Genomic DNA, 14,957 nt, shown 5'->3' with positions numbered 1-14,957 from the left:
CTCCTGTCCTTCCATGCACCCGCGGCATACCGTACATCCTGTACACAGCGTGCCCCGCGAAGCGTTTTGGGTATAAAAAAACTGGCCACCCCGTGTAAGGGTGACCAGCTAGTGCTTTGTTTGCGCTAAAGAATTAAGCGTAAACAGGCAGACGCTTGCAGATCGCTTCTACTTTACCGCGAACGGCAGCGATTGCGCTTTCATCTTCGATGTTATCCAACACGTCACAGATCCAGCCGGCCAGATCAGCAGCATCAGCATCAGTGAAGCCACGGCGAGTAATAGCCGGTGTACCGATACGCAGACCAGAGGTCACGAAAGGTGAGCGCGGATCATTTGGCACAGAGTTTTTGTTCACAGTGATGTGAGCCTTACCCAGCGCCGCATCAGCGTCTTTACCCGTGATATCTTTATCGATCAGGTCAACCAGGAACAGGTGGTTATCAGTGCCGCCAGAAACGATCTTGTAGCCACGCTCCATGAACACTTTCGCCATGGTCTTCGCGTTGGCAACAACCTGCTTCTGATACTCTTTGAACTCTGGCTGCAGTGCTTCTTTGAAAGCCACCGCTTTAGCAGCGATCACGTGACACAGAGGGCCACCCTGACCACCAGGGAATACGGCACTGTTCAGCTTCTTATAGATATCTTCGTCATTGCACGCAGACAGGATCAGACCGCCACGAGGGCCAGCCAGCGTCTTGTGAGTTGTAGTAGTCACAACGTGTGCATGAGGCAGAGGGTTAGGATAGAGACCCGCAGCAACCAAACCAGCTACGTGAGCCATATCTACGAACAGGTAAGCACCTACTTCGTCAGCGATTTCACGAAATTTAGCCCAATCCAGGATACCTGAGTAGGCAGAGAAACCACCGATGATCATCTTTGGTTTGTGCTCAAGTGCCAGCTTGCGAACTTCTTCATACTCCAGCTTGCCATCATCATTGATGCCGTACTGGACTGCATTGTAAGTCTTGCCTGAGAAGTTTACGTGAGAGCCGTGAGTCAGGTGACCACCGTGTGCCAGGCTCATGCCCAGAACGGTATCGCCTGGCTGCAGCAAAGCCTGGAAAACAGCCGCGTTGGCCTGAGAACCAGCATGAGGTTGAACGTTCGCATAAGTCGCACCGAACAGTTCACATGCGCGGTCGATAGCCAGCTGCTCTGATACATCAACGTGCTCACAACCACCGTAGTAGCGCTTGTTAGGGTAACCTTCAGCGTACTTGTTAGTCAGCTGAGAGCCTTGTGCTTCAAGTACTCGTGGGCTGCAGTAGTTTTCAGACGCAATCAGTTCGATGTGGTCTTCCTGACGTGCAACTTCGTTGGTCATCGACTGCCACAGTTCAGGATCGAAATCGGCAATATTCATATCACGCTTGAGCATGGTTTCTCCTGGCGGGTGCCATAAAAAATGGACTAACTGGTGGTTTTAAGGCGGCGTATTTTACCCTGAGACTGACTTAATGCCTAGTTATTGTCGCTTAATTGACCTCAAACAAAGCAGTTATTGCAGTACAACCCGCACGGCGACCAGCAAAAATACCACGCCCGTGATGCGATCTATCCAGTGACCATGACGCTGCAACCATGGCAGTAAGCCATGGTGGGAAAGCACCAGAGAGACCAGGGTATACCAGCAACCATCAACAATGGTGACAGTTGCAACTAAAATAGCCACCACCTGCCAAGGCATATCTGGATAGATAAACTGGCTGAACAGCGCCGTGAAAAATAGCGCTATCTTGGGGTTGAGAAATACAATGGTAGAACCTTCAACCATTGCTTTTGTTAGCGGCTCTGGGTCGCCGTTCTTTTCAAGACTAAATCCACTCTTGCCTGCTCTTAGCGCCTTACTCGCCAACCAGACCAGGTAGGCTGCGCCGAGATACATAATGCCCTGAAACACTGTGGGGTACTTTTGAATCACCAACCCCAACCCCAAAATGGCTGCCAAAGCATAAAGACCGATAGCTAATGCATGACACCAGCTTGCCACCAAGCCATGGGTACGACTGCGGTGAACACAGTTCCGCATCACAATGGCCAGGCTTGGTCCGGGCGTAGCCGCGCCCAACAAACAGATTAAAAAGACAGAAAACCACGCGGTCAGGGACATCATTTTCTCGGCCCGTTATACGGAATAGAACCAAAGCGCGAACCATAATGGATCACCAAAAAATAGCAATCCATGAAATAAGCGAAAAGTTGGCCGCAGAGAACCTACTCAAAAACAGCCATGAACAAACTTTAATCAAAAAGCTTTCAACAGGTTACATAGCGTAGACGGGATAAAAACAAAGACTGGCCTGGCTTCTGCTTGTTTCTGGATGCAGAGAACAACAGGAGAGCGCCCATGTTTGAAGCACTGATAGCAACACTGGCACTACTTGGCAGCGGCTTTTGCGGCTTATTGATCACCGGCTTGCTAATCAATCTGATGGCTGGAGAGCCCTCACACATCACTGGTGAATCCGTCTACACCAAAGAATTCTAGGTGCCAGATTCTCAATTACAGAAGCTCGGGGCTGGATGCCCACGTCCAGTCAGCCCTTAGTCACTGACAGGACTGCCTCGCACGAATGCCATCCCCCTGGCTAGCAAAGCAATAATTGCTGGCGCTGCCGCGAGTGCTGCGGCCAAGCTTTCCAGTTCAGTGTTGAATAGATATAGCACCGCGCCAACTGCAACCAAAATTAGCGTCAGCAGTGGGATCCGAATAAGGTTCCATGCACTAACAGATGCTTGCTGTAACCACTCTTCCATCACTTCACTACGCTCGGCGGCCAGTACAAACCGTTCGAAACTTCGGTTGCACACTCTCAGCCTTGGGTCTCGTACCACATATCCACCCCGCTCCAGGTGCTCGATTACTTCGAGATTGTGGCAGTTGATAAAGCTGCCTGTCGCCAATTGGTAGAGTGCTACTTTCTCATCTCGGGTACACAGCTCCCACTTTCGCCGATAGATACTTCCTGCATTGGCGATATACCAGGTTTCCAGATCCTGAGGCTCAAATGATGTGGGCGCATGGCGGGTATACCAGCGTTTGAACTCGAAGTGAATAAGACGAAGATCAGGCCATACTCCCGCTTCTCTTTTACTCAGCCAGTAGCAGTGTTGTTTGATATCCTCATCAGGCATCAGCCCGAATCCTTGATGCTGAGGACTCCAAGCGTAGAACTTACGTAAGCAGCTAAACAGCTGAGCCCACTGCTGGTTTTCATTATCGTAATGTCTGTCACTGCTCCCGATTGCTGGCTGCTCATAAGCCTGATTTCTAATCAAACGGTAAAGCGGAGAACGTTCGCAGCACAGAACAAACCCCATGGCATCAAGCGACTGTCGGCGCTCTAGCAGTTTCTGCAATAAAGACAAGGCATGACCACGCAGTTCATCACTTGCAGCAGCCACCTCCAGGTTGTAACACACTACGACTTCCCAACCTTCTAGTCTTGGCAGCGGCGAGGAGACTCCCTGCCCATAACGCATTGGTAATTCAGCATTGGGATCTGCCAAGTCCAACCAATGAATACCGTGTTCAGAGCCAAGCCAACGACGATATCGCATCAACTTTCTTTGCCCAGGCCAGATCATCAACACCCCTCCGGGCACCTTGGTTGCTTTGTGCAGCACCTGACGCATCAAACCTCTATGCGGGAAACGCTGCTCCAACACCCTGGGGATCAATAGTCCCAAACTTCTTTCAGCAAGAGAGCGGAACACCTTGTATAACAAACCACCGATCAGCAGAAGTGCCAGTAACATTAGCCAAATTGATTCCATCGCCATGGCAAACGCAGTGGGCAATACCGGTACCACGGTAGCATTCGAATTTTGGGCTCCAGCAGCCTTTAAACCTGCAAGCGCAACCTGAGACTCCTTCATGGCCCAGCGCTCAATCTGAGGAGCATGTAATTTTGGCTTAGATGCCGCTCGGAACCCGATCCGAGCCGCAAACTCTGATAATGGCGTCGTTAAGCTGATCAAATAGTCGTAAAACCCCTTCTCTTTGATATCCGCAGTAGCAGGAGTTCTTGCACCCGAATAAGCCGCGTAACTAACATTAAACAAGTTTCTCTCGGCGTCCTGAACGCAGGCCAGGCCAAACACACCGGGCCCACAACCATTTTTTCGATCTTGCTGAAAACGCTGTTGTATCCACTGCAGTGATACACCTTTTTTGTCTACAGCGGGGTACTTCCTATCTTTGCGTGAACCATCTAACTTGGGATATAGAGTTTCCAGTAGCCAATGACTTTTCCCAAACTGCTGGTCCATCTGTTTACCAATCTGCGCAGAAGACAACTCTCCATACAGATATATCTGGTGCTTGGATATCTGGTGGTAAAGGATCAATGTTGGCAGTACAACGACCAAACAGAGCATCAGACCGCCATGGAGTGGATGTAGTCGCTGTGCCCATGTACGGCCAATGCTGTCTGAGCAGTTGCAGTCTTCCGGTGGGAAGCGTTTTAATTGCTGAAGCATCAACACCACCTGAAACACCATCGCTATCGTGACTACCGCGGCATTCCAATGGAAGTTGGTAGTGGGATTCCACATCTGCTCTTGGTGCCAGACAATCCAGGTGACGACAATGTCACTTAGCGCAGCCAGCAAAGCCACTGTCACCAAGGTATTCCTTCGCCACCGAGTGGTAAGCGGTCCATGGGCGACCTGAAGGCATAAGTTGGCCCAATTGAACATCAGCAACACCAGACAGTAAACCACTGTCAGCACAGTGGCATGCTCTACGCCAAAACCAAACATCACTCCTTGCAGCAAGCTGATCACAGCGGTCACAATCAGCCAAGGGTACACGTCACGCCGATAAAAGTTTGGCCACAACCAGCTGAGTGCAGGCGTGAATAATTTGCCAGCCCACAGCAGTAGCGACAGACATAACATCAGCATCAACATGCTTACCAACACCATCAGCAGCACATTAAAATTAACGATCTGCAGCAGACTGTGGTCATACATCACCACCACACTCCAAGGGATCCCCTGCGAGGCCAGGGATAACGTTGCAATGTAGTGAGGTTTGCCCTGATATCTGACTCGGAGAGTCATGTCTTGATTGCTACTGAGTGCAAGCTTAAGGTCACGATCGTGGTCCGTAGCCACTAAGAAGTTTTCCAGCAAGCTAAGTTCGGGGCGCGAGTGATACAACACGTTGCCACTTTTATTCTCAACCACCGCCAGTTCATAACCATAGGGGAGCACAGGCTCCAGCAAGTTTTGGACATGAAACTCAGCAACAGCAACATCCGCTCCCCAGTCATTAGGTGGCAGTTTGATCGAAGCAACCGTGCTCCTAAGCCCATCAGAATGACTGAAAATATGCTGCAGATAGAAGGGTTCACCTTCCGGCGAAATCCATCCTTTACCAAGGTGTAATTTCTTAAAATAATCCCGGTGCGCCAATTCAAGCGCGCCCTTGTCCAGCAGGTTAAATGGATACCAGGTGTAGAATGGCCCCACCTGTCGCCCCGCCCTGTTTAATAAAAAGTAGTGCTCTACTTCGGATAACTTGTTGACGTCGTCTCGCGAGCAATTAACCGCATCAAATTGCGACTTGCTGGCATCGGTAAGCGGTTTGATACACCGTAGAACCTCGCTGCTATCACCACTGGTTTTCTTGTCTAATTGCACCTGCCATATCTGCTTTAACAACTGTCTTTTACTAGCAAATTCATCACCCACCTGGTCTCGAGCCTGTATCGCCAGTTCCATCAGTTGGCGCTGTATATGCTGTTTGGCATTGCTATAAACCAATAGATCGGTGGCTGCCAACGTAATGGTAAGCGCGAACAGCGCCACTCCAGCAAGTGCAATACGGAATTCATTGGCCCCCATCGCCTGATTGATGCCCATAAATCGAAAACGCAGAATGGGCCAAACGGCTACCAGAAGTAATACGATGGCCAAGGCCAAGGCTGCCATTGAGGGAGACAAACTGAATTTGGATGCTCGCGCCTCTTCCATTGGGATCAACCCGGCCAGCACTAAATATGCCTGCTGAAGTCGATTCCTGGAAACGACTGGGTAGGGCAACTCATAAGGCATGAGATACAGGCGAAATGGCATTTCACCGATAGTGATATTCAGACTTGTCGCGGCGCCTGCTGGTAACCGCTCCAACGTGCTGTCCTTTCTTCCCTTTCCCAACTCTTTGGAGGATTTTTTCAACGCCTCGTACAGCGGCTTAATTACCTCTTCCCACTGTTGTTTGGACTTGTCATCAGCGCCCTTCAGAAAGTCGTTAATGTGGGCAAAATGGGAACTGTTAAATGATGTGGATGCCTGTACATCTTCGATGGGGCTTTTCACCGTAGTGATAACACCACCATCAATGTTCACGACCATCATCAAGTCAAATGGTGAAACTGTCGGGTTGTCCAACAGCAACTTGGTCATATCCAGCTGAAAGTAGTTACGATCAACAACCGAGCTGCCCGCAGTTTTTTTGTCGGCATCAAGACAGCGCATCATATACATGCCTCTGGCTCCCGCCATGAACCTCACAAATGGCGCGCCGTCGTTACCAGTACAGGCTTTCTTGCCTACATCAACGCTGATGGGAAACCAGCCCTGCTGTTCATTGGCATTACGCAAGCTAGTCCCATCAAGCAGCTTGTTTCTTTTGACCCGAAGCAACAACTCTTCTCTAGCTAACTCAATATCCTGCTGACCAGAGGCGAAGCTGTCACTTACCTCTCCTAAAGCATCGTCTTCCTCTGGCGCTGTGAATCGCTTGCTTTGCTGTACCTGCATGGAGGAGAGCAGCGTTTGCTCTTTTATCCTCGGAATTATCTCGTCGAGAATAGAAAATAGCTCCGCCCTGACCTCCTGCAGAATACTGGGAAGCTCAAACAGACCGGAGCTTCTCAGCTCTGAGCTCTCGGCAAATATGCCGATACGGCACCCCCAGGAACCCAGAGCATTGACACCCTCAATTAAAAAGTCATCACTGCCGAACGTCGCTGATGCGGAGGGCTTTTCGACTAAAGAAAAAGACGTAGATAGTCCACACAACGTCTCATCGTAAGCGCCACTGTCCCTACTACAGGACATTGCCTTCACATCTTCTAACGTATCCCACTCATGTTCCCACCTGAGTTCCCAGGTCATGCTATCCAGCACTTCCTCGTCAAACTCTTTGGTGACGTAGGTCCCGCCCTCATCAAGAAAATCTGTCAATTCACGTTTGAATTCTGGATCAGCATTTCTAATCAACTGTTCATGGGCAGGTGAAAGCTCTGATGTACACAGGGTGGTTTCAGGGATACGTTTGAACAAGCCTGCCAAGGCTTTAAATTTATTATCTAAATGAGTGCGAGTCTGGTGCAGAACAGCAAACGAACGTTGCTGCAGATAACGCTCATTACTTTGAAACTTGGCGTATAACAGCCAAGCGACGGGCGCCCCAATTAACAGCAACGACAGGGTGAACAACAGCGCCGTAGTCGTCCGGTTGACCTTTACGATCATCTTCCCACTCCTGTGGTCGGTGACGGCTTGCGTTGTAACCTGGATCTATAAAATCAAGTTAAGTGATTGAATTTTAGTCAAGGGGAGCGTTTTTAACCAATCTATGCACTGCATATATGGCTAAAAGTGCGTATCGGTCACTTAACGTAAATCACTTTTATAACCCGCAGATTAGGCTAAACTATCGCGCCGTAATCCTTCTATTAACTACTCAAAAGAGCTGTCAGGCAGATATGGCTGAATACGTCTTTACTATGCACCGTCTGGGCAAAATTGTTCCGCCCAAACGACACATCCTGAAAGATATCTCACTCTCCTTTTTCCCAGGCGCCAAGATCGGTGTACTCGGCCTTAACGGTGCCGGTAAGTCGACCCTGCTGCGCATCATGGCTGGCGTAGACACGGAGTTTGAAGGTGAAGCCCGCCCAATGGCTGGCCTGAAAATCGGTTACCTGCCTCAGGAACCGGAACTGGATCCCAACAAAACTGTTCGCGAAGTGGTGGAAGAGTCTATCGCTCACATCAAAGACGCGATGACCAAGCTAGATGCAATCTATGCAGCCTACGCTGAGCCAGATGCTGACTTCGACGCGCTGGCAAAAGAGCAAGGTGAACTGGAAGCGATTCTGGCTACGGCCGACGCCCACAACCTTGAAAACTCGCTGGAACGCGCTGCAGACGCACTGCGCCTGCCAGAGTGGGACACCAAGATTGAAGTATTGTCAGGTGGTGAGCGCCGCCGTGTAGCACTATGTCGATTGCTGCTGTCTCACCCTGAGATGCTGCTGCTCGACGAACCAACCAACCACTTGGATGCCGAATCTGTGGCCTGGCTGGAGCGCTTCCTGCACGACTATAACGGTACCGTGGTAGCCATTACCCACGACCGTTACTTCCTCGACAACGTGGCAGGCTGGATCCTCGAACTTGACCGTGGCCAGGGTATTCCTTGGGAAGGTAACTACTCCAGTTGGCTGGAGCAAAAAGACCAACGTCTGGCTCAGGAAGCGGCCACCGAGAAAGCTCGCCAGAAATCAATCGAACAAGAACTGGAATGGGTGCGCACGAATCCCAAAGGTCGCCAGGCGAAAAGCAAGGCCCGTATGGCCCGCTTTGAAGAGCTGCAGAACAAAGACTTCCAGAAGCGCAACGAGACCAACCAACTGTACATCCCACCGGGTCCACGCCTGGGTGACAAGGTGATCGAAGTTGAAAATCTGCGTAAGGGCTACGGTGACCGCGTTCTGATTGATGACCTGAGTTTCAGTGTGCCGAAGGGCGCCATCGTTGGCATCATCGGCGCCAACGGCGCAGGTAAATCTACCCTGTTCCGCATGCTGCTCGGACAGGAAACGCCTGACAACGGCAACATTACCGTCGGTGACACTGTCGAACTGGCAGCAGTAGAGCAGTTCCGCGATCAGATGGATGACAATAAGACGGTTTGGGAAGAGATCTCCGAGGGTGCAGATATTCTCACCGTCGGCAATGTCGAAATTAACAGCCGTGCTTATGTCGGCCGCTTTAACTTCAAAGGCGCAGAACAGGGCAAACGCATCGGCGAACTGTCAGGTGGTGAGCGCAACCGTGTACATTTGGCCAAGCTGTTGAAGGCCGGCGGTAACATGATCCTGCTCGATGAGCCAACCAACGACCTCGACGTCGAAACCCTGCGTGCGCTGGAAAACGCCCTGTTGGACTTCCCTGGCTGTGCCATGGTGATTTCGCACGACCGTTGGTTCCTCGACCGTATCGCGACCCATATTCTGGATTACCGCGATGAAGGTCAGGTGAACTTCTTCGAAGGAAACTTCTCAGACTATGAGACATGGTTGAAGAAGACCTTGGGGCCCGAAGCCGTTGAGCCACACAGAATTAAGTACAAGAAAATCTCTTAATTCTTTGCTGTCTCTTTGAACGATGCTGTCTCATTGAAAGAAATAAGCCCGGTTTTGCCGGGCTTATTTGTACAAGCAGTGAACGCCAGCGCCAAAGATGTTTAAGCCTGTGATCTTAAACAACACTCAATCCGGCCGATGGCTTCTCAAGCGCACATCTGCTGACTATGATTGCTGTAGAACAGATCTGGACCAATGAAGATGATTGAAAAACGTAGATTTACTCGCATTGTATTCTCCACGCCAGTGACCATTGTGAATGGTGAAACTGAGGAAGTGTCAGAGCTTATCGATCTCTCTCTGAAAGGTGCCCTGGTCGCCGAACCCAAAAACTGGACCTTCGACAAAGATGCCGAATATCAGCTTAGATTCACACTGGAAGGCTCAGATATTGAGATCACCATGGAGGTCGAGTTGTCACATCAACGAGCCCATTACCTGGGCTGGGCTTGCCACCATATCGACATCGACAGCGCCTCTCACCTGAAGCGACTGATTGAGCTAAATGTCGGAGATGATGACCTATTGCACCGCGAGCTAGCTGATCTGGGCCACCCACCCGAAATGTAAACGCTAAAACTCTCGGATATATGGCGAAAAAGGCGAGTCCAGTGACTCGCCTTTTTCATGACACACAATCAGCTTAACCAAAGTACTGCTCGGCGAAGCTGGTCTTAAGAAAGCGATCTGCTCCTTCCAGCTCTTGCAATCCCGCCTTGTCGTACTCAATTTCAAAGCGCAGTTTCAGCACCTGCAAAGTTAACAACGCCCCTTCACTGTCATCGCTCTTCAATGCCACCATCAGCTTCACCACATAAGGCATCACAAGATAGGGATCGTTAATAATCGCCTGATTGGCCATCAAGGTGGCCTTATCCATTTGGTCCAGATCATAGTAGATAGCAGCGCGTTCAATGAGAACACCTGCGTGACGTTGAATAAACTCGGGAAGTGTATCCAGCGCCTCAAGGGCTTTTTCGTCCTGCTCAGAGATCAGGTAGTGTTTGTAGTATTGACTATGAGGCTCATGCTCCCTGGCAAGCTCTCTAATCAACTGATTCCACAAAATACCTGATGTATCAGTTGCAGCGATCTGAACCAGGTTGTCAATCAAGAGTGGATGTGACTTGAGATCATCAGGCAGTTCTTTAAAACGAATCTTAAATTGTTGAAAGTCGCTACGATTGATAGCTTGCATCGTATGCCTGAAGTAAGAGCGTTCAATTTGCGAATACTGTTCTGATTCCAACAGTTGATCGATAGAAACAAGTGCTTCTAGCTCTCCGTATTTATAGAGCACTTTGTGCATTTCAACGATAGTCTCACTGTTCTCAGACCACACGACATTCAGGTAGTTGATGTGACCTGATATATGGACGGCAAAGTAACTATGTACATACCCGTCTCTGCGTTCAACATGCAGGAATTCCCACTCAATCTGCTGTTTATCGGATGAATACCTGTCTTGTAAAACGTTATACCCAATCGTTTTCCAGTCGCTCCCCAAGAAGCCATTTCTTGCCTGGTCAAGAAAACCATTTCTACCGGCCAGAAAGTAGATATATTCCTCTATCGCTTCAGCATTGGCGTTCTGCTCAAAAGCCTCCTGAGAAGATTGCGTCGCTTTTTCACCAAACTCTCTGAAGAACCTTGTGCTACCAAACTTAGCTGGCGCCATAAGCTCAGCCCGATGAGCCGTTACATCGTTAGTAATGGTTTGTGATCCAGCAGACTGATTGCCATTAGTTGCGCAGCCAACAAGACCCAAACAAACCAAAACAAGAGGTAAAAGATGTTTCATTCCAAATCCTCCTATTTCGCCAGTCGTGTTTGCTGCTGATGAATGTGACCCAATAGCGCTTTCACCGCATCCATCGAAGGGTCACTGGTGACATTGTTCACTGAACTGCTGTACTCCAGGTACTTCCGCGCTTCTCTTAATATCGCGATGTGCTCTGCAGACGCGGAAGGGGGCACTGTCTCCTGCTTTGTTACGTATTGATGACTCAATATCAGTTTGCGATTTTCAGAAGTCAGGTCGATGGTGTAGCGAATGTAATCGTTCTCAACCACCTCCTGTTCGTCCTCGGTGATGAAGTACACATGTTTCGGCAACCACAGTTCAGAGCGCTGCGTGATGGTCACCGGCCCATACAGGTTGAGATGCTGACTGCGGTTAACCTGCTGAGGTAATTTAAGATAACTATCGGTGAGATCTGAATAGAAATGGAAGTTGGAATTGGAACTGGACTGATCCAACTTCCAAAACTTAGGCAACAGGTATTCTTCTTTGACCACAATTTTATTTATCAGCCGGTCATCTTCAATTTCAATGGCTCCAAGAGATTCTATGCCTTCATTCAATTGCGCATAGTAGTTCAGGTATTCCTGTGACAGTCGTTTTTGGCCTGTTTTTGCCAACCGGTAGCGCATACGCTCTGCTTCGCGGCCGGTATATTCTGCTTGAATCTGCCAACGTACCGGAGAAATGTAATCAGAGGCATGATATTGCTGAATGACCGAGACGGTGTGCTGCTCCGCAGAGTGCGAAGGCATCATGGTCAACTGGTCATTACCCTTTTTCACTAACAGCGCAGCGCCATAATCTGGTTGGTAGAAGCTCTCTAATGTCGTGCCCTGATGGGTCAGAGTCGGGTCTACCCAGTAGCGTTTATCCTGATATACAAAAGACGCAATGGCGTGATTAAACAAGCCATAGGTCGGCAGATAGTCCCCTACGGTTTTGGTCTGATGAGTAGACACCAATACCGGAGACGCATCGACACCCAAAGCATCCAGCATGGTCACCAATAGCAGCGATTTATCTTTGCAATCGCCATAGCGATTTTCAAACACTTCAGCTGGGCTATGGGGCAAGTGGGAGTTTTCAGCAATCTCGATTCCCAGATAACGCACTTTTTCCTGTGAAAAACCAATGGCCTTTTCAATCGCTTGCTTCTTGGGCAGCTTTTTCAGCTGTTCGATGTACTCAACCAGTTCGCCACTTACTTTACCCTTGCCTCGTTTGAACAGAGCGACAGACCAATCCGTTACCTCTTTCCAACTATTGAAGTCAGTCATTTGTAGGTAGGGGTAGATAATTTCCCAGTTGGGGTTGTCACCCTCTTCAAGCACTGCGGTGGTATTTCGCAGCATCACACTGTAGATAATCTTGCTGCCCTGAACCTGTTCACTGACTTTCACGTCACTATTGATCAGGCGGTAGTTCAATGGGCGCTGCTTACTGGCAATCACCTTTACACTGACTTTGCCAACCTCGATCCCCCACCCCAGGTCGAAGAAATAACTGGCATGGCCATCAAATACCGGATTCTCACCCACCAGGCTGTAGCTGTAATCGATGACGTCTCCGGCACTCACGCCTTTGAGCCAAAGTCCTATCTGCTTGTAGCCTGAGTAGATCCGGTTTGCTGCCTCGGGCTCAAGGTCCGTGACCCGGATATCATCGGTACTCAGACGATCAATCTCTTTGCCATCACGAAGAATACGCGCATGGTGCAGCACCACAGTTTCAAAGTCCGGATTGAAGGCGATCTCAATATCTGAGTTCTCCTCAACCCCAAGAGAATCATTGATTCGGTAGCTGAAGTGACGATATTCAACCGGCTCTTTTAAGGTCAGATTCACCTGACTGTCAGTCATTAAGTAATCAACAGCCTCAGTAGAGGGAGCAGATGTCAGGTCAGCAGAGACAGGTTCAACCCAGTCGGGAGCCTTATCGATTCGCCAGTGCGTATCAGCGAGTGCAGGTTGAAGGGATACTAATAATAAGAGCTGACCCAGAGCTAGGCCAGCCATCCATTTTAAATACATCGATGCCGTTCCAGTGCATTATTTAAGCATTCGAGTATAAAAGCTTTCCATGGTCGAACAAAGCAGCGCTGGCAAGAAAGGTGACCTGAATACCCCTGAGTTTCTGATGCCTTATTCCGAGCAGCATTCAATAGTAAAGCAGTTGCTCGGGATATGCCGACCATGGAGTGGAGAGTTCTCTGGTTACCGATTTACTGCCTAAAGCAACTCCAAGGCTTCAGCCAGCGTTTTCACCGCGTGTACTTCCATACCTTCAATCACCTGCTTGGGTTTGTTGCCATAGGGCACAATGGCTCTGGTGAAACCATGTTTAGCCGCTTCGGTGATACGTTCCAGGCCATTGGGCACAGGGCGTATTTCACCGGAAAGCCCCACTTCCCCAAACACCACGGTTTGCTCGGGGATCACGCGGTTTTTAAAGCTGGAAACTAATGCCAGTAACAGCGTCAGGTCAGCACTGGTTTCGGCAACTCTGACACCACCCACCACGTTCACAAATACATCCTGATCCGACATCTGCAAACCGCCATGGCGATGCATCACCGCCAGCAACATATTCAAACGGTTTTGGTCTAGGCCCACGGCAACGCGACGCGGGTTACCCAGAGGTGAGGTATCTACCAAGGCTTGCAGCTCTACCAGCAGAGGGCGAGTACCTTCCCAAATCACCATCACCACAGAGCCAGCCGCATGTTCTTCGGCGCGAGACAGGAAAATAGCTGACGGGTTACTCACCTCTTTCAAGCCCTGGCCTGTCATAGCAAAAATACCCAGCTCGTTAACGGCACCGAAACGGTTTTTATGTCCACGTAACGTACGGTAACGGCTGTCAGCAGAGCCATCCAACAATACCGAGCAGTCAACACAATGTTCCAGAACCTTGGGGCCTGCCAGTGAGCCATCTTTGGTCACATGCCCCACCATCAAAATCGCAATCTGGTGCTGCTTAGCAAAACGGGTCAGATATGCAGCAGATTCTCGCACCTGAGACACACTGCCCGGCGCCGACTGAATATCCGCCATATGCATTACCTGGATCGAATCCACCACCATGATCTTGGGTTGCTCTTTTAGAGCCAACTGGCAGATGGTTTCAACATTGGTTTCAGACAGCATTTTCAGCTTATCGGTTGGCAGGTGCAGCCGCTTGGCGCGCATAGCTACCTGCTGCAATGATTCCTCACCCGTGACATAAAGTGCACCCATGGTGTTGGCCATATGACACATGGTTTGCAATAGCAGCGTACTTTTACCAGCCCCCGGATTACCACCAATCAGGGTGGCAGAGCCCGGCACAATACCGCCGCCTAATACACGGTCAAACTCGTTAAAACCGCTGCTGAAGCGGGGCAGTTCACTCAAATCAACCGACGCGAGGGTTTGCACCTGAGCCTGAGTCGCCCCGGCATAACCATCTCTTGCAGAACGGCTGGGCGCTGCCGCCAACCTCACCTCACTGATGGTGTTCCACGCTTTACATTCACTGCACTGCCCCATCCAGCGGGGAAAATCAGCCCCACAATCGTTACATACGTAGGCTGTTTTCGCCTTTGCCATGATTCGATGTCTCTCCGGTCTGAGCCGAGCCACACTTTTGGTTGGCTGGCATTGAATTTGCTTTAGCTTGTCATTAGGGTAAGGCGTCAAATGTACGCCACAATCATAATGAGGGATACTCTAATGTCAGTATCTCCAAATGTCAGTTAGTAGGTAGCACGGTAGGTTAAT

Annotated in this window: 10 protein-coding genes; 4 read left to right on the top strand and 6 right to left on the bottom strand. The window is 49.8% G+C overall.

Annotated features, from left to right (window positions below):
* Positions 1-133: 133 nt before the first annotated feature.
* Both glyA and ABEA14_RS10930 read right to left on the bottom strand, forming a co-directional pair.
* Positions 134-1,387: a serine hydroxymethyltransferase gene (gene glyA, locus ABEA14_RS10935; protein ID WP_345340038.1), complete on the bottom strand. Its 1,254-nt coding sequence runs from the start codon at positions 1,385-1,387 to the stop codon at positions 134-136.
* Between the two features lie 120 nt (positions 1,388-1,507).
* Positions 1,508-2,122 (bottom strand): LysE family translocator, encoded by a 615-nt coding sequence (locus tag ABEA14_RS10930; protein ID WP_345340037.1) that lies wholly within the window; start codon positions 2,120-2,122, stop codon positions 1,508-1,510.
* Between the two features lie 234 nt (positions 2,123-2,356).
* Between ABEA14_RS10930 and ABEA14_RS10925 the strand changes: the two genes are divergently transcribed.
* The gene (locus ABEA14_RS10925; protein ID WP_345340036.1) at positions 2,357-2,497 is read left to right on the top strand and encodes a hypothetical protein; all 141 of its coding nucleotides are present in this window, start codon (positions 2,357-2,359) and stop codon (positions 2,495-2,497) included.
* Between the two features lie 56 nt (positions 2,498-2,553).
* Here the strand turns inward: ABEA14_RS10925 and ABEA14_RS10920 are convergent, their stop codons facing one another.
* Positions 2,554-7,497, bottom strand: coding sequence for a PDC sensor domain-containing protein (locus tag ABEA14_RS10920; RefSeq protein WP_345340035.1), 4,944 nt, complete (start codon positions 7,495-7,497; stop codon positions 2,554-2,556).
* Positions 7,498-7,730: 233 nt separating this feature from the next.
* On the opposite strand from ABEA14_RS10920, the gene ettA reads away from it, so the two are divergent.
* A complete protein-coding gene (gene ettA, locus ABEA14_RS10915) occupies positions 7,731-9,395 on the top strand; it encodes an energy-dependent translational throttle protein EttA (RefSeq protein ID WP_345340034.1) in 1,665 nt (554 codons plus the stop codon).
* Between the two features lie 201 nt (positions 9,396-9,596).
* Positions 9,597-9,965 (top strand): PilZ domain-containing protein, encoded by a 369-nt coding sequence (locus ABEA14_RS10910; RefSeq protein ID WP_345340033.1) that lies wholly within the window; start codon positions 9,597-9,599, stop codon positions 9,963-9,965.
* A gap of 73 nt (positions 9,966-10,038) precedes the next feature.
* On the opposite strand, the gene ABEA14_RS10905 is transcribed toward ABEA14_RS10910, so the two are convergent.
* Positions 10,039-11,196 (bottom strand): hypothetical protein, encoded by a 1,158-nt coding sequence (locus ABEA14_RS10905; protein ID WP_345340032.1) that lies wholly within the window; start codon positions 11,194-11,196, stop codon positions 10,039-10,041.
* Between the two features lie 11 nt (positions 11,197-11,207).
* Positions 11,208-13,229: a DUF3857 domain-containing transglutaminase family protein gene (locus ABEA14_RS10900; RefSeq protein WP_345340031.1), complete on the bottom strand. Its 2,022-nt coding sequence runs from the start codon at positions 13,227-13,229 to the stop codon at positions 11,208-11,210.
* Positions 13,230-13,278: 49 nt separating this feature from the next.
* Between ABEA14_RS10900 and ABEA14_RS10895 the strand changes: the two genes are divergently transcribed.
* Complete coding sequence (locus ABEA14_RS10895; RefSeq protein ID WP_345340029.1) at positions 13,279-13,431, top strand: hypothetical protein; 153 nt, start codon at positions 13,279-13,281, stop codon at positions 13,429-13,431.
* Here ABEA14_RS10895 and radA read toward each other — a convergent pair.
* Positions 13,428-14,786 (bottom strand): DNA repair protein RadA, encoded by a 1,359-nt coding sequence (radA, locus tag ABEA14_RS10890; protein WP_345340028.1) that lies wholly within the window; start codon positions 14,784-14,786, stop codon positions 13,428-13,430. The two genes, ABEA14_RS10895 and radA, sit on opposite strands and share 4 nt — an antisense overlap.
* Positions 14,787-14,957: the final 171 nt, after the last annotated feature.

It is taken from the genome of Corallincola platygyrae (assembly GCF_039544265.1).
GTDB classification, from domain to species: domain Bacteria; phylum Pseudomonadota; class Gammaproteobacteria; order Enterobacterales; family Neiellaceae; genus Corallincola; species Corallincola platygyrae.
Note: the sequence above shows the minus strand (reverse complement) of the source record. Positions and strands in the feature narration are given on the sequence as shown.